The following is a 19,638-nucleotide window of genomic DNA, read 5'->3' on the forward strand; positions in this document are numbered from 1 at the left end:
ATCGCGAGCAGAACCAATGTCGGATGCGAACGCAACCATTCTGGTCATCGACGACGACGCAGCCCTGCGCGCCTCGATCGGGCGTCTGTTGCGATCGCTCGACCTCGAGGCTCGGCTGTTTGCGTCGATCTCCGAGTTTCTCGAGTCGGACCCACCGAATGGTCCCACCTGCCTCGTGCTCGACGTCAGATTGCCGGGACGAAGCGGCCTTGATCTACAACGCCAGCTCGCTGCGGCGAACCGGCAAATCCCGATCATCTTCATCACAGGGCATGGCGACATCGCCATGTCGGTGCAGGCGATGAAGGGTGGCGCCATCGAGTTCCTGACCAAGCCATTCCGCGACCAGGAGCTCCTCGACGCCATTCAGCTAGGCCTCGCTCGCGATCGTGCCCGGCGGGAGAATGACGAGGCCCTGATCGCTGTCCGGGAGCGGTTCACATCGCTCAGCCCAAGGGAGCGTGAAATCATGATCGAGGTCGCGCGCGGGCGCCTCAGCAAACAGATTGCCGGCGATATCGGCATTGCTGAAGCAACGGTGAAGGTGCATCGCAGCCGGCTGATGCGAAAGATGAAAGCCAATTCCATTCTTGCGCTCAGCCGAATGGCGGAAAAGCTGCAACTTGTTCCTGAGGAGGAGCCGCAGTACTCCTGAAGCGCAGCCCCATCGATCGGTGTGGTTCCAACGATAGTCGGTCTGCGGTTATTCCCGGTGTAAGCCAAAGTTCAGTCCAGTCAAACCAGTTCCCTATTCCGCGCCACCCGCGTGCAATAGATCGCGCCACCTCAAACCATCAAACTGCCTGTCACCACGGCCGAGTTCGTGTTCGGTTCTCTTGAGAGCCCGCATGAAGTTCGCGCCGGCTGGTACGAAGTGTTTGTCGAGGGTTCGATATGGAACGGCCATACAGCGATGCCGCGGATGTTTCAGCTCCAATGGATCTTGAGTTTGGCTCCCTGGCAAACAGCCTCGTGTTGTTGCTTGAAGCAGCCCAAAGCGAGATCGAGCATGACCAGGATGCAGCGAGGACCTCGCTGGCTGCGGCGTCATCCATCCTCCAGTTGGAGATCGAGCGCCGTTCAGGCGTCAACACTTCCAGAACGGGTGGATTGGCGGGTTGGCAGATCGCCCGGGTTCGTTCCTTTATCGACCGGAACCTGCATCGAACGATCCACGCGAGTGATCTCAGCGGGGTTGCGCGGCGCAGTACGGCCCACTTCTCGCGCTCGTTCAAACAGGCATTCGGAGAACCGCCGCATGCCTACATCGTGAGACGGCGGCTTGAGGAAGCCTGTCACCTGATGCTGACGAGCGCAGCTTCGCTGAGCGAGATCGCTCTGAGCGTCGGGTTTTCCGACCAGGCACATTTGTCCAAGCTCTTCAGGCATGCTTTTGGCCAGAGCCCGGCCAACTGGCGGCGCGAGCGCGAGACTCTGTGGCGGCGATGAGGCGTGCAATTGCCGAGGAGATTCCTTGGCTGCGCCGCCATGCGCGCTCGCTGATGCGCGACCCCGAGGCGGCGGACGACCTCGTGCAGGACTGCTTGGAAAGGGCGTTGTCTCGAATCGAATGCTGGAAATCCGACGATCCGCCGAGACGCCAGTTGTTTACGATTATGCACAAACTAATCATCGATCATCTGCTTCGCATCAGGGGTGTCCATACCGAGGCGCTGATGCCCGAGACAATTGATGCGGCCGCCGCTCCGGCAGGGCAGCCCGAAGAGATCGCTTCGGCCGAGGTGCTGGCAGCACTACAGCAGATTGTCCCAGAGCGACGCGCCGCTTTGACGCTGGTCGCTGTTGAGGACCTTTCTTATGCGGACGCAGCGCATGTGCTTGGCATCACGCTCGACACGCTCGCGTCTCGGATTGCGGGGGGAAGAGAGGATCTGCGATCGATTCTGGACGACGTATCGCATCGCAAGATGACGGTGTCGAAGGAATGAGCGGATGTCAGCACGACCAAGACTGCTGCACGACAACGCTCATGGTGCCGCCCGACCCAAAGATCCGCCATCCTTACCCCGCCCGGCCCGGGGGCCAAGTTCGCGAAGTCCAAACAACTCGCGATACAACAAAGCTAATTTACATCCTGCTCTCCCTAGGTGTTTGGGATCCCATAGATGCCAGTCTGCCGGGAGGGTGTCTCAGCAGTGGCGTGCAAGCAAACGCAGCCCTGTCCAAGATCATAGGTTTCGAAGCCCCCATGCTGCAGTCCGAGTGGTCGCGGTAAGCTGAGCGCCACGAGCGATTTGTTAGCTTAGCTTGCCCAGTATGACCGCGATCGAGCCGAAAGCTTCACGAAAGGATAGGATGTGGCCCCAACGATGACTTCGGCGGAGGCGACCGACCGTCTCGCCATCCGAGAGTTGATCGATGCCTACGCGCATTGCGCCGACGGGCGCGACACGAAGGGCCAGATGGCGCTTTTCACAGAAGATACTGCGTTCCGCGTGTTTATGGACAGCCGATCCCCGGAGCCGAGCTATGTCATCCACGGCCGCGAAGCGCTCGCCCCGGTGTTCGCCGATCTGAACCAGTACCAGGCGACCACGCATTTCAATGGTCAGAGCACCGTTCGCCTGAACGGCGATCGCGCGGCTGCCGAGAGCTATTGCATCGCCCATCACCTCACGGTGAATGGCGATCAGCGGACTCTAATGCTGGCCTCGATCCGATATCTGGACCAACTCGTGAAGCAGGACGGTGTCTGGCTCTTCGCAGAACGTAGACTGATGGTCGACTGGACGGATACGCGCATCTCAACGCCGTAGGACGAGTTAGGTGAAGGGTGTCTCGCCAAACCACTGCGGCAATCCAATCCAAGTCCTCGCAGTCCCAGCCAAGATCAGCCATCTGGGTAGCCGCATAGTGAGACCCTAAAAGGGTCTCACCAGGTTAGGCATTATGAGCAGGCAGGTAGCAGATATCATCGTTGAAACGCTGCAAAGTGCGGGTGTTGAACATTGTTACGGCGTCGTCGGCGATACGCTCAATCTGATCGCGCGTTCACTCGAGCGAAGCAAGATCGAGTGGGTGTCGGTGAGACATGAGGAGGCCGGCGCTTTCGCCGCGCAGGCCGAGGCACAGCTGACGGGTCATCTTACAGCCGTCGCCGGAAGTTGCGGCCCCGGCAGCCTTCATTTCATCAACGGGATTTTTGAAGCAAACCGAAACCGCGCGCCCGTCATTCTTATTGCAAGCCAGATCATTCGCGACGAACTGGGCTTCGATTTCATCCAGGAAGTCGATTTCAAGCAGATTTACCAAAGCTGTAGCGTCTTCTGCGACATGATCTACACGCCAGAGCAAGCTCGTCGCAAAACGGTTATCGCCTGCCAGACCGCCTTGTCGAAGCGGGGTGCTGCCGTTCTCATCGTACCAGCGGACGTTTCCGCGTCAGAGGTGCTCGATGATGTCCCATTCGCAATTCACCTGTCAGAGCCCGTTGTTCGTCCGAGTGATGGCGATCTCGACGAAATCGCGGGGCTACTCAACAGCAGCGGGAGACTTGCCATCTATGGCGGATCCGGCTGCCAGGGCGCGCATCAGGAAATCCTGGCCGTTGCCGAGAGGCTGAAAGCTCCGATCGCTCATACCTCGCGGGGCAAGGACTTCCTCGAGTTCGACAATCCCTACAATATCGGCATGACCGGCATGCTCGGCAACGAGGCCGCCTATCACGCCTTGCTCGATTGCGACACGCTGCTGCTTCTGGGGGCAGATTTTGCCTGGCGGCAGTTCTACCCCGACAGGGCCAGGATTGTTCAGGTCGACATCGACCCGACACATATCGGGCGACGCCATCCGGTCACAAAGGGCGTTGTCGGCGACGTCAAGGCAACTCTGGAAGCATTGCTGCCGAAACTGGTGGAGCGCACCGACGCCTCCTTCCGCGACCAATATTTGCGTCGCTACGCCAAAGCCAGGCAATCGGAAAAGACGAAGGCCGTGGCTGGTCGTGACGGCTGCATTCCCGGAACCTATTTGACCGAAGCGATCAACCGCCACGCCGCGAAGGACGCGGTTTTTTCGGCGGACGACGGCACACCGGCCGCCTGGCTTGTCCGTTACATCGAAACCAATGGTCAACGCCGCACCTTTGCCAGTCTCCTGCACGGAAGCATGGCTGGCGGCATGCCGTCGGCCATTGGGCTGCAGAAGTCGCAGCCGGGCCGGCAGGTCATCTGCCTGGCCGGCGACGGTGGCCTCTCGATGCTTTTCGGCGATCTGATGACCGTCGTGCAGGAGCAACTGGCGATCAAGATTGCCGTTTACGACAATGGCAAGCTCGGCTTCGTGGAGATCGAGCAGAAGGCCGAGGGGATGCTCGATACTTTCACCCGGCTGAAAAATCCGAACTTTGGCGAAGTTGCACGAGCACTCGGCCTCTGGGGCCAGACGGTTTCCAAGGCCGACGACCTTGAGGCGGGCGTCAAGGACTGGCTTGGGCAACCGGGACCTGCTCTGCTGCACGTGCATGTCAGCCCGTTGCAGCTGGTCATGCCCCCCTTTATGGCCGCAGGCCCAGCAGTCGGCATGGCACTTTATTCGGCGCGCGCTGTTTTGCACGGTCGCGGAGGGGATGTCTGGGAAATGGTGAGAGAAAACTTCCTGTAACCAGCGCCGGTTTGTTTCGCGGCACAAGACGGCTCCACAGCTGTGGCCGGAGATTTTCGCAGCCCGGCAGCTCACGGAAGCGCGCATGAACCTCAGCGTTTCTTTTCCACCCAAATTGTCACCGCACTGAACTGCATGAGCGCGGCGAAAAACCTTCTTGAGACAACCGAAGTGATGCGCCTGTCTCGCTGATGAGTACTTCTATGAGCACGATCGGCCCCGGCTGAGCAGCACCGTACAAGCATAATTGTTTTGGCAGATGCAAGTTTGAGGAATGGACGCTGATCATGAGGAGATCTGATATGCGGCTGTGGCTGCGGACTACCACCTTGATCGGACTGGTAATCCTTGCAGGCTGTTCGGAGGGCGTTCTCAGTCCTCAAGGACCTGTCGCCTCCGCAGAGCGCCAGATTCTGTTCAACTCGCTGGGCATCATGCTGGCGATCGTGATCCCCACGATCCTCGCCACGCTGGGCGTCGCGTTCTGGTTTCGTTCGTCGAATGGGCGCGCGCGCTACAGGCCCGATTTCGAGTATTCAGGCCGTCTTGAGCTGCTTGTCTGGTCGATCCCCGCCATGACGGTGCTGCTGGTTGGGGGCGTTGCCTGGGTCGGTGCGCATGACCTCGACCCGCGCAAGCCAATTGTCTCCGCGGCCGAGCCTGTCAGGGTTCAGGTGGTCTCGCTCGACTGGAAATGGCTGTTCATCTATCCGGACCAAGGCATCGCAAGCGTCAATCGATTGACCATCCCAGTTGGCGCTCCGGTCAGCTTCGAATTGACGTCCTCAGGCGTGATGAATAGCTTTTTCGTGCCGCAGCTCGGCAGCCAGATCTACACCATGGCTGGCATGGTCACGCGGCTTCATCTGCAGGCCGATCATGCCGGACGGTACCGCGGGCTGTCGGCCAACTATAGCGGGCAGGGTTTCGCCGACATGCAGTTTGCCGTCGATGCGGTGCCGGCCGAGGCCTTCGCGCAGTGGGTGATAACCACGCACGACGCCGGTCCGACGCTCGATGCGCAAGCCTATGCCGACCTCGCCAAGCCAAGCGAGGCGCTCGCGCCGTTCACCTACGGAGACGTCGCGCCCGACCTGTTCAACCACGCGGTGAGCTTGGCGGTACAGCCGAACGACGCTTGGCGGCTCGCAGATATGGCCTCACAGAGGACACAGAAATGACCCTGCTCGGCAAGCTCGACTGGAGCGCCATTCCCTTCGACCAGCCGATCATCATGGGAGCAGGTGCTTTCATGGTCCTGGCCATTGTCGGCATCTTGGCCTGGGTCACGCTGAAAGGTTATGTGCCGTATCTGTGGCGCGAATGGATCACATCCGTCGACCACAAGCGGGTCGGCGTCATGTATTTCCTGCTGGCGCTCATCATGCTGCTGCGCGGATTTTCCGACGCAATCATGATGCGGGCGCAACAGGCCGTCGCTGCTGGCGGTGCTCAAGGGTATCTGCCGCCGGAGCATTTCGATCAGGTCTTCTCGGCGCACGGCACCATCATGATCTTCTTCGTGGCGATGCCGTTCGTCATCGGCCTGATGAACTTCGTCCTGCCGTTGCAGCTTGGCGTGCGCGACGTCGCCTTCCCGACACTGAACTCTGTCAGCTTCTGGCTGACGGCCTCGGGCGTGCTGCTGATCAACATCTCTCTGGTCGTTGGTGAGTTCGCCAAAACGGGATGGATCGCTTATCCGCCGCTCAGCGAGCTGCAATTCTCGCCAGGCGTCGGCGTCGATTACTATCTGTGGTCGCTGCAGATCTCGGGCGTCGGCACGCTGCTGACCGGCATCAATTTCGTCACCACGATCCTGAAATTGCGGGCGCCGGGCATGGGCTATATGCGCATGCCCGTCTTCTGCTGGACTTCGCTTGCGGCCAATTTGCTCATCGTCGCTGCTTTCCCGGTCCTGACCGCCACCCTGGGAATGCTGCTGCTCGACCGCTATCTCGGCTTTCATTTCTTCACGGTCGACGGACAGGGCAATGCGATGATGTACGTCAACCTGTTCTGGGTCTGGGGTCATCCCGAGGTCTACATCCTCATCCTTCCGCCATTCGGCATTTTTTCCGAGGTTGTCGCAACTTTCTCGGGCAAGCCGCTGTTCGGCTATCGCTCGATGGTGGCCGCAACGATGGCGATTTGCGTCCTCTCTTTCCTCGTCTGGCTGCATCACTTCTTCACCATGGGCGCCAGCGCCGACGTCAACGGCTTCTTCGGTGTCATGACCATGATCATCGCCGTGCCGACAGGCGTGAAGGTCTTCAACTGGCTGTTCACCATGTATGGCGGGCGCGTGCGCTTCGAAGTGCCGATTCTGTGGTCGATCGGATTTATGGTGACATTCGTCATCGGCGGCATGACCGGCGTGCTGATGGCCGTGCCGCCGGCCGATTTCCAGCTGCACAACAGCCTGTTCCTGGTCGCGCATTTCCACAATGTCATCATCGGCGGTGTCATCTTCGGCGTCATGGCCGGCTACAATTACTGGTTCCCCAAGGCGTTCGGCTTCAAGCTCGACGACCGCTGGGGCAGGGCATCGTTCTGGTGCTGGCTGGTCGGCTTCTACGTCGCCTTCATGCCGCTCTACGTGCTCGGCCTGATGGGCATGACCCGGCGCATGCAGCACTACGACAATGTCGCCTGGCAGCCATGGCTTGTGGTGGCGGCGATCGGCACCGCGATCATTCTGGGCGGTATCGTTTGCCAGATCGTTCAGCTCGTCGTTTCGATACGTAACCGCGACCAGCTCCGCGTGACCGGAGATCCGTGGAACGGCCGCACGCTGGAATGGTCGACCGCGTCGCCGCCGCCGGCCTGGAACTTTGCGATCCTGCCGCACGTGGCCGAGCGCGACAGCTTCTGGGTCGCCAAACAGCGTGCCGGCGCACAGCACGCCCAGCCGGCGCGCCAGTACGAGCCGATCGAAGTGCCGAAGAACAGCCCGGTCGGGTTCGTCAACGCCTTCTTTGCCGTCGTCATCGGTTTTGCCCTGATCTGGCACATCTGGTGGATGGCCGGGCTAGGCCTGATCGGCGCGTTCTTGGCGATCCTCGTCTTCGCCTTCCGCGACGGGGACGAAACCGAGGTGCCGGCAGAGCAAGTCGCGGAGTTCGATCGGCTTCACCAGGCGGGAGTCGCGATATGAACGTCACTGTTGCTGTTGAGTCTGGCGAAGCGCTGCCCAGCGCGAGCGAGGCCGGCCCGGCGCCGAAGCGGATTGTCGTTGCCTACGGCTTCTGGATCTTCCTGCTGAGCGACATCGTGATGTTCTCCGCGCTGTTCGCTGCCTACGCGGTGCTTCAGCATGCCAGCGCGGGAGGCCCGACCGGTGCCCAGCTGTTCAATCAGTCGAGAGTCGCCATCGAAACCGCGTGCCTCCTCGCCTCGAGCTACACATGCGGGCTCATGAGCCTGGCGGTCAACTCGCGGCGCCGTTTCGCCACCTATCTGGGCGCCTTGCTCACATTCATGCTCGGCGTCGCGTTTCTCTCCCTGGAGATCCGCGAATTCGCCGACATGATCGCACAGGATGCCGGCCCGCAACGCAGTGCCTTCCTCTCGGCTTTCTTCGCCCTTGTCGGCTGCCACGGGCTGCACGTGACCGCTGGTCTGATCTGGCTGGTGGTGATGATGGGGCAGGTGGCGTCGAAGGGGTTTCGGCCCGCCGTCCAGCGCCGGCTGCAGTGCTTCTCGCTGTTCTGGCACGCGCTCGACATCGTCTGGGTCGGGCTGTTCACCGTCGTCTATCTTATAGGACTAACGCCATGACTGAAGCAGGCTACGATAGCGCTCCCGGCGACAGGCCGGTAGAGACTGAGAATGAGGGACCGAACTCCGCTGGCATGCTTGTCTACACCATCGGGCTGTTGCTCGCTGTCGGCTTGACAGGTCTCTCGTTCTGGGTGGCCAATACATCACTTCTTTGGGCAGCTGGAGTCCCCCTTGGTCTTGCCGTTCTGGCCATCGCCCAGATGGGCGTCCACCTGGTGTTCTTCCTGCACATCACCACTGGCTCGGAAAACACCAACAATGTGCTGGCGCTCGCTTTTGGCGTGCTCATTGTTCTCTTGGTGGTGGCCGGTTCGCTTGTGATCATGGCCAACCTGAACGGCAGCATGATGCCCGCCGACATGATGGATATGCAGATGCATTATTGATCCGCTTGCCCAGCCAGCCCGGCGGTTCTGCTCGGTTGTGAACGCCCTCCACGAGATGCCGTAGTCCTCGATCGGTGCCTCAAACGAATGGCGAGTTCCGGCTCGCCATCCGGCCCTTGTTTCGCGATCCGACTGCGGGCGCAACATACGCTTTCCATATGAAATCGCGGCCTGGGCGCTCTCGAATTCATATGGGCCTCGGCTGTAAGATTGCTTGCTTCTTCGGCGCATGTCTTTTCCACACCTTGAGGCGGGATTCGCGCGTCATCTCGATGTTGGAGCAAGATTCAAATGGGTCAGCAAAATCATCCCATCAAAGCCATGCCCTCCAGAAAGAACGAAGCTGTACGAAGTCCTTCGTCGGAACCCCTATCGGAAATTGTCGCGGGGCTGATCCCGCTAACGATTACTTTTTTCGTTTTTGTCGTCGTGCTGTCAGCCGTGAGAACGCTGTTCGGTTAGAAGGGCTAGACTCCAAGATGTGACTTCTGTACGGTCTTTGATATGAAACGTTTCATATTTTCAGCTAAGCGCAAGCTATGACCGCAAAACCGACGATGAATGATGTCGCCTTGCGGGCAGATGTTTCGCTTGGGACAGTGTCAAAAGTCCTGAACGGCGATCCCACCGTCGGCGCGGAGCTTCGTGACCGCGTTTTCGATGCCTGTGCCCAGCTGGACTACCAGCACAACCGCATCGCGGCCAGCCTGAGAAGTCGCCAGACGCGCACGATCGGGATCATCATTCCCGACATTCTCAACACCTTCTATGCGGCACTCGTCGAAAAACTGGAAAATCTTGCATCGGCAAGTGGCTATACCGTCATGGTGGTGACCACGGGCGAGGATGCCGGCCGGGCCGCGGCACGCATCGAGATTCTCAAACAACGGCAGGTCGACGGCATGATCGTCATCCCGTCGCTCAATGCGTCTGAAGGCTTGGAGAAGACAGTCGGATCAGGCATGCCGTGCGTCGTGGTCGACCGCGTTTCGGCCGAGAACCCCTTTCCAAGCGTTGCAACCGACAATGTCGACGCAGCTTATCAAGGCACGCGCTATTTGCTGTCGCTCGGCCACAAGCACATTGCGCTTGCTGCCAACTCGCCGAAGCTGTGGAACACCCAGGAACGCATCGCCGGTTTTGAGCAGGCGATGCGGGAGGGACAGGGCCGGGCCGACGTGCGGATCGTCGGCATGACCGCCGAAGAAGCGCGGGTCTCGATTGGAAGTCTGTTTCGCGAGGCTGATCGCCCGACAGCCTTGTTCACCGCGAACAACCTCGTGACGCTGGGTGCAGTCAGCGCTCAGCTCGATTGCGGCATCGATATTCCGAGCGACGTGTCGCTTCTTGCCTTCGACGACTTTGAGTGGTTGCGGCTCCTGCGACCGGCGATCAGTGCCATCCAGCAACCGATTGACCAGATTGCGGTCGATGCGTGGCGATTGGTGTTTCAGCAGATCAGCAAGCGGCCGATCAGTGGACAGCATGTTCGTGCCGGTGCTCAACTGGTGATCAGGCAATCCACTGCCGCCATCAGGGGGACCAGCCGGAGGGTGGGATAAAGTGAGCGAGTTTGCGGGAAAAAGTGCGGTTATCACCGGGGGAGGGCGCGGCATCGGACTGGCTTGCGCGCGCCTGATCGCCGAGCGCGGCGGAGTGGTCATCCTGATGGGCCACGATGCGGACATGATCGAGGGCGCCGCAGCCGAATTGCGTGCGGACGGACTTTCCGCGGACGCTATCTTCGCCGACATCAGCGTCGAGGCCGAGGTTGCAGCTGCACTGTCGCGGGCTGAGGACGCAACCGGAGGCGTCGATATTCTCGTCAACAATGCAGCGATACAGCCTTATGGCACCGTGGCGTCGATGGGTTCCCGCCAGTGGGACGGTGTCATGGGGGTCAACCTGCGTGGCACCTATCTCGCCTGCCACTACGCGTTGCCGCGTATGGTCGAACGTGGTCACGGTGCGATCGTCAACATCGCCTCGGTTCAGGCATTGGCCAACCAGGCGCGCGTCGCCGCGTACGCGACGTCAAAAGCGGGCATGCTGGCACTGACGCGTTCGATTGCCGTCGATTTCGGCCGAGCCGGCATTCGCGCGAATGCCGTCTGTCCAGGCTGCATCGATGCTCCGATGACACGGTTTTCGGCCACCGAGACAGCGCCCGGCCAGGAAGAAGATACGATCCGGCAGTGGGGCAATGCTCAACCGCTCGGACGGGTTGGGCGGCCAAATGAAGTTGCCGAGGTGGTGGCTTTCCTTGCCAGTGACCGGGCGAGCTTTTGTTCGGGCGCGGAGTTCAAGGTGGATGGGGGCCTGATGGCGACACTTGGCGTGGCGCTGCCTGATCCGACATGAAACGTTTCATAGCGGAAAGCCGGCGCTGAAGTTTTGGGAGGAAGAGCAATGGGCGAATGCAAATATGGATCTTGGAGGGTCGGGCCATGTCACTAGCTGGCACGATCTCAACGCCCCAGAAATGGCCGTCGCGGCAGGTCGTCGTTTCGGTGGTAGTCCTGGCGGCGGTCCTGGTCGCGCTCGCTGTAATTGCGCCGAATTTCTTTCGCTACGGCAACATCATCAATGTCCTGTTGCAGGCATCCCTCTTGGGTATCCTGGCGATCGGCATGGCTGTGGTCATGATTGTTGGCGGGATCGATCTTTCTCTGCCGGCCAACATGGCGATGAGCGCTGTGTTAGGCGCTCTCTACATGAAGGCGACTGGGGATTGGACGGTGGGTCCGCTGATCATGATCGGCGCCGGTGTCGCCATCGGGGCGGTCAATGGCTTCGCGGTTGGCCGGCTCAAGATGATCCCTTTCGTCGTGACGCTTGCCATGATGACGATGGTCTCCGGCGCCACTGTCTGGATGACGAACTCTCTGAGCATCTCGCAATTGCCGGAGACGTTTGTCGATATATTCGGGGCGCGGCCAATCCTCAAGATCCCGGTGACGGTGCTGATCGTGGCCGGTCTGGGTTTCGTTCTGACGACCTTGATGCGGTCTTCGATCGTCGGGCGGTGGGCCTATGCTGTCGGGATCAATGAAAAGGCGGCCCGGGTGGCACGCATTCCGATCGCGCGCGTCGTGCTCGGGAGCTACGTCTTTTCCGGATTGATGGCCGGCCTTGCGGCGATCCTTGTTACGGCAAGGCTGGGCGCCGCATCGGCGAACATGGGCAATGACGGCATGGTGCTCGACATCGTATCGGCCTGCGTGGTCGGCGGCGTCAGCATTTACGGTGGGTCGGGCCGTGTTTTTGGCGCGTTGTTCGGTGCGCTGCTGATTACCGTCCTTTCGAACGCGATGAACCTGATGGGCGTGTCGTTCTATTTCAGCCTGGTGATCAAGGGGGCTGTCATCATCGCCTTCGTGGCGGCCGACAGACGCAGCGGTGGCCGCTCATGACCGCTGACATTGTTTTGCGAATGGATGGCATCGCCAAATCGTTCGGCTCCATCCCGGCGATTGCACACGCTGGCCTGGAAGCTCGCAGTGGCGAGGCCATCGCGCTCATGGGAGCGAACGGAGCCGGCAAGTCGACGCTCATGAACATTCTCGGAGGGGTCGTGGCCAGCGACCGCGGCCGCATTTCCATCGATGGTATGGATGTCACGTTGCGCTCGCCGCGCGATGCGACACAGCATGGAATCGCCTTCGTTCACCAGGAACTGACGATGTTTCCAACGATGAGCGTTGCGGAAAACATCTTCATCGACGAGATGCCTTCATCCGGCTGGTTCATCAGGTCCGCGGAAATGACCCGCCAGGCGGAAGTCCTGCTTGCGCGCCTTGGCTGCGAGATCTCTCCCGCAACGCCCGTCGAACAGCTGAGCATTGGCGACCGGCAACTTGTCGAGATCGCCCGCGCGCTACGCCATCGCGCACGCATCGTGATCTTCGACGAGCCGACATCGTCGCTGTCTGGCCCCGAGCGTGACCGGCTGTTCGCCGTGATCGAGAGTCTCAAGGCTGAAGGCGTGGCCATCATCTACATCACGCATTTCATGGATGAGATTTTCACTGTCTGCGAGCGCATCGCGGTGATGCGAAATGGCGAGACCGTCTGGTCTTCGGCAATGTCGGAGGTCGACGCCTCGACCGTCGTGCACCTCATGCTCGGCATTTCGGAAGCCGAGGGCCGAATCCGTGAGCCCGTCGCGGTGCCCGGCGACGCACTGATCTCGGTTACAGGTCTCAGTCGCCAGGGCGCCTTGCATGATGTGAGCTTTTCACTTCGCAAGGGTGAGATCGTTGGCCTGTGGGGGCTGCTTGGATCAGGGCGTACCGAGTTGCTGCGAGCGTTGATCGGTCTCGACCCGATCGACGCTGGACAGATCCGGTGGCGCGACGGAGCGGTCGAGACCGACATTACCTCGGAGCAACTGCGCTCGCATGTCGGAATTGTCACCGAGGATCGCCGGGGCGAAGGCGTCCTTCTGCCGCTTTCGGTCGCCGAAAACATTGCGCTTCCAAATTTGAGATCGCTGCTGAACCAGTGGCGGCTGGTGTCCCAGGCCGGGGAAGGGACTTTGGCAGCCGCCATGATCAAGCGGCTTCAGATCAAGGTTTCGAGCCCGGAGCAAAGCGTCGCTACGCTGAGCGGCGGCAATCAGCAAAAGGTCGTGTTTGGCCGCTGGCTGGCCACCAATCCACGTCTCTTCCTGCTGGACGAGCCAACGCGCGGTCTCGACGTGAGCGCGAAGGCGGAAATCATGAAACTCGTCGTCGAGCTGGCCGAACAGGGCTGCAGCTGCCTGATTGTCTCCTCGGAACTCGAGGAGCTGATGCGCGTCTGCGATCGGTATCTGATCATCAGGCGTGGGCGGCTGATCGGAGAACTGCATGGATCGGCGACCAGCGGAGAATTGATGCAATCGATCTCGGCGATCAACTGAATGTCAGGCCCAACTGAATGTCAGGCGAACTCATGAATATCAAACGCACCATGGAAGGACTCGTGAAGTATGGGTTCTTCGTTGTCCTGGGCGCAACGTTCCTGTTGTTTTCCGTTCTGACGGAGCATTTCCTGTCAGGCGAGAATATCTTGAACATTTTCCATACGATGGCGCCGTTGGCGGTCATTGCCTCGGGCCTCGGCCTCGTCATCATCTCGGGCAGGCTGGATATTTCAGTCGGCTCGACCGCGCTCCTCTCGTGCGCGATCGGTGCGCTTCTCATGAAGGACCATGGCGTCGACCCGATCCTTGCAACAATTGTCGTCCTGCTGTGCGGCGCGTTTCTGGGTGCGGTCAACGGCGCCATCGTTTCGGTGCTCAAGGTAAACTCCCTCATCGCGACGCTCGGTACGATGATCGCCTATCGAGGCATTGCCCTGTCGTTGACGGATGCGCTGCTGGTACCGCTGCCCGAGCCGATTCGCGTCTTGGGCAACGCTCAGCTAGGTCCCATTCCGACCGACATCCTGATCATGGTCGTCATTCTTGTCGGCGTGCATCTGCTCCATGCCAGGACGGCGTTCGGTCGACAACTCGTGGCAATGGGCAACGACGTGGCCATTGCACGAAAGGTTGGGCTGCCGGTTGATCGGACAGGCTTCCTCAGCTTTGTGCTTGCCGGTGTACTTGCGTCCACAGGCGGCATTCTGACCACGGTTCAGAACGGTGCGGTCAGCCCTTGGCTCGGCAGCGGTGTCGAGTTTACGGCGCTCGCGGCGGTCGTCGTGGGCGGCATCAGCCTTTTGGGCGGCCGTGGAACCATCCTTTTCAGCATTATCCCCGGGGCATTCATCTTCGAGATGATCCGCAACGGTCTCACCCATCTCGGGGCCACGCCTTATTCCTATCGGCTTGTCGGTGGCGCCGTGATCTTCGCAGCGATGTATGCGGATGCCCTGAAGAGCGGACGCGTTTCGCTCAGATGGAGGACAGTTCCCTAGCCGGGTCCGTTCTGGATATGCGCACAAGCCAATCAATTAAAGGAGGAACAAATGAAACGTTACATTCTAAGTGCTGCGTTATTGCTCGGTCTCGCAAGCCTGGCGCCTGTTCATGCCGAGCCGCTGAAGGTCGGTTTCTCGTTGGACACCAAGGAGTCCACGCTTCAGACGGCATGGGAGACCTTCCTGAAGTCGGAGGGAGAAAAGCAGGGCAAGGCTGCCGGGTTGGAATTCGAATGGACGATCAACGTCGCAAATGCCGATCCTGCCCGTCAGGCGGCGAACATCGATGATCTGATCACTGCCGGCGTCGACGTGATCATCGCCCGTGCCTTCGACTCGGGCGCGATCGGGACGTCGATCAAGGCGGCAAAGGAAGCTGGAATACCTTTCGTCACATTCGATCGGGGCTCCACAAGTGGGAAGCCGACTGCGCATGTGGGGGGCGACAGCTATGACCAGGCGCGCAGCACCGGATTGGCTTTTGCCGAGATCCTGAAGAAGGCAGGTGTGAAAGGAAAGTGCATCGAGCTTCAGGGCATGCTGACCGACATCAATGCGGTCAACCGGAGCAAGGGCTGGAATGAAGTCGGCAAGGAGACCAGTCAGTACGAGACGATTCTCCAGGTACCGACGGAATGGAATCCCGAGCTTTTTCTCTCGGGTCTCACCAATGCCCTGACGGCGAAGCCTGAAGCCAACTGCGTCTTCGCGGCGAGCGACTTCGCGTTTCCATCGATCCAGGCCGCCCTGGAAAAGGCCGGCCGATGGGCACCGACGGGCGAACCGAAGCATATGTGGCTCGCAACCAATGACCTCCTGTCGGCGGCCGTGAAGCCGATGGAAGATGGCTACATCGACGTCTCGACCACCTGGGACGCATATTTGCAGGCCAAGGAAGCCGTTCGCGTCCTTGTCGCCATCAAGAAGGGGGAGGATCCGAAGTGCGGACCGGATGGCTGCCTTGCCAAGGGGCGCGTTGTGACGCCGGCGACCATCAAGGACACGCCGGATCTCTGGTCGCGGGACTTCAAATAACCGATTCCAAATGACGGTAACGGCGAGGGCAATCTGCCCTCGCCGTGACCGGAGGTGTTTATCTGGCAAGCGCGCCCGTTGTAGACTTCGGGGCGGAGTCTTTGATGAAGGCGCTCAGCACAGCGTCGCGGCGATCGCCTCTTCGTGCGCCCCGGGCCGGCAATTCCGGTTTCGTGCCATACGAGACAATTGCTTTCTCCGATCATCCTCAAGAATGGGATGAATTTCCTGCCATATCGTCTCTTCCCGATCTATATATCGGTTGAGATCGATGCAGGTGAAGATGGACCACGACATCATAATGAAGGCGCTGGCGCACCCGTTTCGACGTGATGTCCTGGCGTGGTTGAAGGAGCCTGAACGGCACTTCGCCGCGCAGGCGCACCCGCTTGAGATGGGCGTCTGCGCCAGCCAGTTCGACCATCGCGGCTTGGCGCAGTCCAGTGTTTCCGTGCATCTGGCGACGCTGGCGTCGGCCGACCTCGTTACCACGCGGCGGGTCGGCCAATGGGTGTTCTACAAGCGCAACGAAGAAACCATCGCCGCTTTTCAGGCCGCCCTGTCCGATCTTTGACGATCCTCCCCATTTCCTCCCCCGAATGCATGAAAGGCATTTCTCATGGCTAACCTCTTTGATCCCCTGCGGGCCGGCGACCTGGCACTGGCGAACCGCATCGTCATGGCGCCGCTGACGCGCAATCGCTCACCCAATGCGGTGCCCGGCGACCTCTCGGTAACCTACTACGGCCAGCGCGCCACGGCCGGGCTGATCGTGACCGAGGCCACCGCCATCAGCCATCAGGGCCAGGGCTACGCCAACGTACCCGGCCTTTATGGCGCGGATCAGCTTGCCGGCTGGAAGCGCGTCACCGACGCCGTTCATAAGGCCGGCGGCAAGATCGTGGTCCAGCTCTGGCATGTCGGGCGCATCTCGCACAATACGTTGCAGCCTGGCGGCGGCAAGCCGGTGGCGCCGTCCGCGATAAGGGCAAAATCCAAGACTTTTCTTGTCAAGCCGGATGGCAGCAGCGAGTTCGCTGAGACCTCCGAGCCGCGCGCGCTCGATGCGGCCGAAATCCCCGGCATCATCGATGATTTTCACCGCGCCGCCAAGGCGGCGGTCGAAGAGGCGGGTTTCGACGGCGTCGAGATCCATGGTGCCAATGGATATCTCGTGGACCAGTTTCTGCGCTCGGGCACCAACCATGGTTTTGTGTCCGCCGACTACTCCGCCGCCAATCGCCTCGCGGGCATAGAAAGCTTCACATCCTGATTTTCACCACGGTTTACCACGGCTCCTCCGCGGGATCAGGCGGGACCGACCGTGCGAAATGGGATATCAAGTGGGATGATTGTGCACCAGGATTATCAGGCTGAGTTGCTTCGAGACCAAAACTCCATCCGAGATGGCACCATCAGCGAATGTCAATATCGCTGGTTTCGATATGGCGGCCATCGGTGGCGGAACAATACGGAAAGACTTCTGATTTCGGCCGACGAAAAAGTTAATGAACCAAGGCCTTTGATACGCCCTCCGGGCCTACCTGTTCCTTTTGGATATAGAACGTTCGGCTTGGGAGGAAAGAAGCAGAATACTGAGATGCGACAACAGTCCAAGAGATGTTGTCCGTGGTCACCTTCCTGCTGATTTGCCGGACCCGCGCTAATCCTCTCAATTTGACATAATGGATATTATGGAAAGTTACCTATATGATATCATTGTATAAGCGTCAGTTCCATAAGATATCTTATGCGACTTTCACCAGTTATAATTAATATTTCCCAGTTATGCAAAAGTACGCATGGTGCGCGCCTCAAGTTTTTGTCAGTCACATAGAGGAGCAAGATGAAGTGCCGTTGCAGTTACTCCTGCTCTACATCTCGATACGACAGATCGATATTACTTACCATCACCTCACCGCTCGATAAAATCGGACGGAAGACTCTGAACACTTCTTAAACGCCGGGGTCGGCGCCCGGTCAGACCACATCGCCCTTGCTCGCCTGTCCTCTCGGCGCACTCACTTGTGCGGCATGCAATAGACTCCCTCGGATTCCATCAGTACCGCGCCACCCTTCAACTCGCTTAGTGCGCCGACCCACGCTTCCGAATACGTGCGGCTGGCATCCACGGCCGTCAGCCATAGAACGCGGTTGTCGGCCAGTTCGACTTTAACTTCCTGCTGCAATGGGCTTGCCTGCACGGTCTGTTGATAGTGACGTTTGATCCTGACATTGCTGGCCGGGAACTCAGCCTCGTTGCTGCCGTAGTTCAGCACAAATCCCGTGTGGTCCTCAGCCACCGAGCAACTGCCACCACGCTCACACACGATTTTGGCAGCGGTCCTGCAGTCCCATTTCAGTGAAGCGGGCCACATAGGATTGTCCACACTTGATCGCGGCTTGTCGCTCTGACCAGCCGCCGTCAACACTGCGCCTGTGTTCATAATCATTGTGGATAGCAGAAGCGCCTTGAACACTACAAACCTCCCTGAATAGTGGCCGTCATAGTCCTCGTCCTACGTGATGGCCTGGCTTATGGCATGTTGAGATTAAACCAGCTTTTCTGGCGCACGCCGTTCGCGTCATCATACTCGATGAACCAGGGCTTTCCGCGCATCGGTCGAGGAATGGTATAGTAGGTCGGGCCATTACCAATGGAATGCCCTCGATCGTTCCCCGCGGTCTGGATTGTTGCCGCAACCGCCTTGCCTTCGATTTCGATTTGGACCTGACGTGATCCGTCTCCATGATGCCCGCCGAGGGCGTTGTTTTTGAAAACGACGGGCAAGGAGAGCCTATCAGCCGCGAGGCGGCAGATGTTCCGTTCTTGACCTAAGCCCGGCCGATCGGATTCGGAGCTGCCAACTGCTTGCCAGCCAGACGGACAATCCTCATACTTCTCAAATCTCGCCGCGCTCGAGTTGGCTTGCGGACAGGTCGGCCAATTGAAACCCGGGGCTTCCATCGCCGCAATCAACTTGTAAATTGGCGGGTGGCACGAGGGGGTGCCTTGCCAGTCGCCGGAAAGACATAGGAGGACCTGACAGCCCCATTCCGACGCTTTTGATTGGGATGGAAGAGCTGCGGCGCCCGCGATGGCGACGGCACCCCCCAGTAGAAATTTGAGTATGGTCATAGCCTTTTCCTCGCTGCAGATTTGACAGTTTACTATGGATGATCCGCGCGAAAAAGGACAGGTCGAAAAGGCAGGTTTGTGCGACTACATCGATTTATGAAACGAGACGACGGAGGCGTGGTCAACAACCCGTTGCGCGCCAACATTGCCATGACGCTTGAGCGGGAGAGAGCCAGACGCGGCCTATCCCATATGCACATGGCCGAACTGTTTCGGACCGCCGAGGGCGAAAAACTGGCCTATCGAACCTACATTCAGACTGTGCGTCAGAAAAATAATGTCACATTGACGACGCTGCAGGTCATGGCAAACGGCTTGCAATTGTCTTTTGCAGGACTGCTCGCCGGCGGTAAGAAAGTTCCGGAATGGGCGCATCGGTTGGACGACAATGCGATCCGCAAGCGGCTGGCGCACATCATCGATTTTGAGCGGCAAAGACGTACTTTGCACCGCTATGAGATGGCCGAACTCATCGGCGTGGCGGAGGCGACCTTCACGAAACTGGAACGCGCGAGCGGCAACATCAGCGTGGACACGATTGCCGCGATCGCCAAGGCGTTGAAACTTGATCCAGCGACCTTCCTCTTTTCCGAAAAGAACCCGCCTGGCAGAGCCGACACCTCGCCCCCCACGAGTGTTCCTAAAGGGCCATAATTCGCCCAGCGCCGGCGTCGCTCCTTTGCCCTGCCGGTCAGGTCCGGCGGCCGACTAGCGCCCCCGCCGCGGCTGTCGGGCCGCTGCTGTCAGCGTCGGCTGTTAGCGGCG

Annotated in this window: 19 protein-coding genes and 1 pseudogene; 18 read left to right on the forward strand and 2 right to left on the reverse strand. The window is 59.6% G+C overall.

Annotated elements, in window-relative coordinates:
* Nucleotides 1–16 precede the first annotated feature (16 nt).
* From NKI38_RS09870 to NKI38_RS09950, 17 genes and pseudogenes are all read left to right on the forward strand, one after another.
* A complete protein-coding gene (locus NKI38_RS09870; protein WP_352656858.1) occupies nucleotides 17–655 on the forward strand; it encodes a response regulator transcription factor in 639 nt (212 codons plus the stop codon).
* A gap of 281 nt (nucleotides 656–936) precedes the next feature.
* A complete protein-coding gene (locus NKI38_RS09875; RefSeq protein ID WP_352656861.1) occupies nucleotides 937–1,449 on the forward strand; it encodes a helix-turn-helix domain-containing protein in 513 nt (170 codons plus the stop codon).
* Nucleotides 1,446–1,949 carry a sigma-70 family RNA polymerase sigma factor gene (locus NKI38_RS09880; protein ID WP_352656863.1) on the forward strand — a complete coding sequence of 168 codons (504 nt, stop codon included), beginning with the start codon at nucleotides 1,446–1,448 and terminating at the stop codon, nucleotides 1,947–1,949. The genes NKI38_RS09875 and NKI38_RS09880 overlap by 4 nt, the downstream gene beginning before the upstream one ends.
* A 381-nt stretch (nucleotides 1,950–2,330) precedes the next feature.
* Nucleotides 2,331–2,777 carry a nuclear transport factor 2 family protein gene (locus NKI38_RS09885; RefSeq protein ID WP_352656866.1) on the forward strand — a complete coding sequence of 149 codons (447 nt, stop codon included), beginning with the start codon at nucleotides 2,331–2,333 and terminating at the stop codon, nucleotides 2,775–2,777.
* 133 nt (nucleotides 2,778–2,910) lie between these two features.
* Nucleotides 2,911–4,623, forward strand: a complete 1,713-nt coding sequence (locus NKI38_RS09890) for a thiamine pyrophosphate-dependent enzyme (RefSeq protein WP_352656868.1) — start codon at nucleotides 2,911–2,913, stop codon at nucleotides 4,621–4,623.
* 302 nt (nucleotides 4,624–4,925) lie between these two features.
* A complete protein-coding gene (gene cyoA / locus NKI38_RS09895; protein ID WP_352656871.1) occupies nucleotides 4,926–5,804 on the forward strand; it encodes a ubiquinol oxidase subunit II in 879 nt (292 codons plus the stop codon).
* Nucleotides 5,805–5,806: 2 nt separating this feature from the next.
* Nucleotides 5,807–7,780: a cytochrome o ubiquinol oxidase subunit I gene (gene cyoB, locus NKI38_RS09900; protein WP_352656996.1), complete on the forward strand. Its 1,974-nt coding sequence runs from the start codon at nucleotides 5,807–5,809 to the stop codon at nucleotides 7,778–7,780.
* Entirely contained in the window at nucleotides 7,777–8,403 is a 627-nt protein-coding gene (gene cyoC, locus NKI38_RS09905) for a cytochrome o ubiquinol oxidase subunit III (RefSeq protein ID WP_352656873.1), read from the forward strand. The genes cyoB and cyoC overlap by 4 nt, the downstream gene beginning before the upstream one ends.
* Entirely contained in the window at nucleotides 8,400–8,792 is a 393-nt protein-coding gene (locus tag NKI38_RS09910; protein WP_352656875.1) for a cytochrome o ubiquinol oxidase subunit IV, read from the forward strand. Before cyoC ends, NKI38_RS09910 begins: the two co-directional genes overlap by 4 nt.
* Nucleotides 8,793–9,331: 539 nt before the next feature.
* On the forward strand, nucleotides 9,332–10,354 hold the full coding sequence (locus NKI38_RS09915; protein ID WP_352656878.1) for a LacI family DNA-binding transcriptional regulator: 1,023 nt from the start codon (nucleotides 9,332–9,334) through the stop codon (nucleotides 10,352–10,354).
* 1 nt (nucleotide 10,355) lies between these two features.
* A complete protein-coding gene (locus NKI38_RS09920; RefSeq protein WP_352656880.1) occupies nucleotides 10,356–11,153 on the forward strand; it encodes an SDR family NAD(P)-dependent oxidoreductase in 798 nt (265 codons plus the stop codon).
* Between the two features lie 86 nt (nucleotides 11,154–11,239).
* Nucleotides 11,240–12,205: an ABC transporter permease gene (locus tag NKI38_RS09925; RefSeq protein WP_352656883.1), complete on the forward strand. Its 966-nt coding sequence runs from the start codon at nucleotides 11,240–11,242 to the stop codon at nucleotides 12,203–12,205.
* On the forward strand, nucleotides 12,202–13,695 hold the full coding sequence (locus NKI38_RS09930) for a sugar ABC transporter ATP-binding protein (protein ID WP_352656885.1): 1,494 nt from the start codon (nucleotides 12,202–12,204) through the stop codon (nucleotides 13,693–13,695). Before NKI38_RS09925 ends, NKI38_RS09930 begins: the two co-directional genes overlap by 4 nt.
* Nucleotides 13,696–13,727: 32 nt before the next feature.
* Complete coding sequence (locus tag NKI38_RS09935; protein WP_352656887.1) at nucleotides 13,728–14,696, forward strand: ABC transporter permease; 969 nt, start codon at nucleotides 13,728–13,730, stop codon at nucleotides 14,694–14,696.
* 51 nt (nucleotides 14,697–14,747) lie between these two features.
* A complete protein-coding gene (locus NKI38_RS09940; protein WP_352656890.1) occupies nucleotides 14,748–15,734 on the forward strand; it encodes a sugar ABC transporter substrate-binding protein in 987 nt (328 codons plus the stop codon).
* A 283-nt stretch (nucleotides 15,735–16,017) separates the two neighbouring features.
* Nucleotides 16,018–16,308, forward strand: a complete 291-nt coding sequence (locus NKI38_RS09945; protein WP_352656893.1) for an ArsR/SmtB family transcription factor — start codon at nucleotides 16,018–16,020, stop codon at nucleotides 16,306–16,308.
* Between the two features lie 45 nt (nucleotides 16,309–16,353).
* A pseudogene (locus NKI38_RS09950) lies at nucleotides 16,354–16,938 on the forward strand (oxidoreductase); the annotation flags it as partial.
* Nucleotides 16,939–17,755: 817 nt separating this feature from the next.
* Here NKI38_RS09950 and NKI38_RS09955 read toward each other — a convergent pair.
* Both NKI38_RS09955 and NKI38_RS09960 read right to left on the reverse strand, forming a co-directional pair.
* Nucleotides 17,756–18,214, reverse strand: coding sequence for a hypothetical protein (locus NKI38_RS09955; protein ID WP_352442704.1), 459 nt, complete (start codon nucleotides 18,212–18,214; stop codon nucleotides 17,756–17,758).
* Nucleotides 18,215–18,270: 56 nt separating this feature from the next.
* A complete protein-coding gene (locus NKI38_RS09960; RefSeq protein ID WP_352656895.1) occupies nucleotides 18,271–18,873 on the reverse strand; it encodes a hypothetical protein in 603 nt (200 codons plus the stop codon).
* 117 nt (nucleotides 18,874–18,990) lie between these two features.
* Between NKI38_RS09960 and NKI38_RS09965 the strand changes: the two genes are divergently transcribed.
* Nucleotides 18,991–19,527 carry a helix-turn-helix domain-containing protein gene (locus tag NKI38_RS09965; protein ID WP_352656898.1) on the forward strand — a complete coding sequence of 179 codons (537 nt, stop codon included), beginning with the start codon at nucleotides 18,991–18,993 and terminating at the stop codon, nucleotides 19,525–19,527.
* The last annotated feature ends 111 nt before the right edge of the window (nucleotides 19,528–19,638 follow it).

Source organism: Mesorhizobium sp. M0621 (assembly GCF_040320745.1).
Lineage (GTDB): Bacteria > Pseudomonadota > Alphaproteobacteria > Rhizobiales > Rhizobiaceae > Mesorhizobium.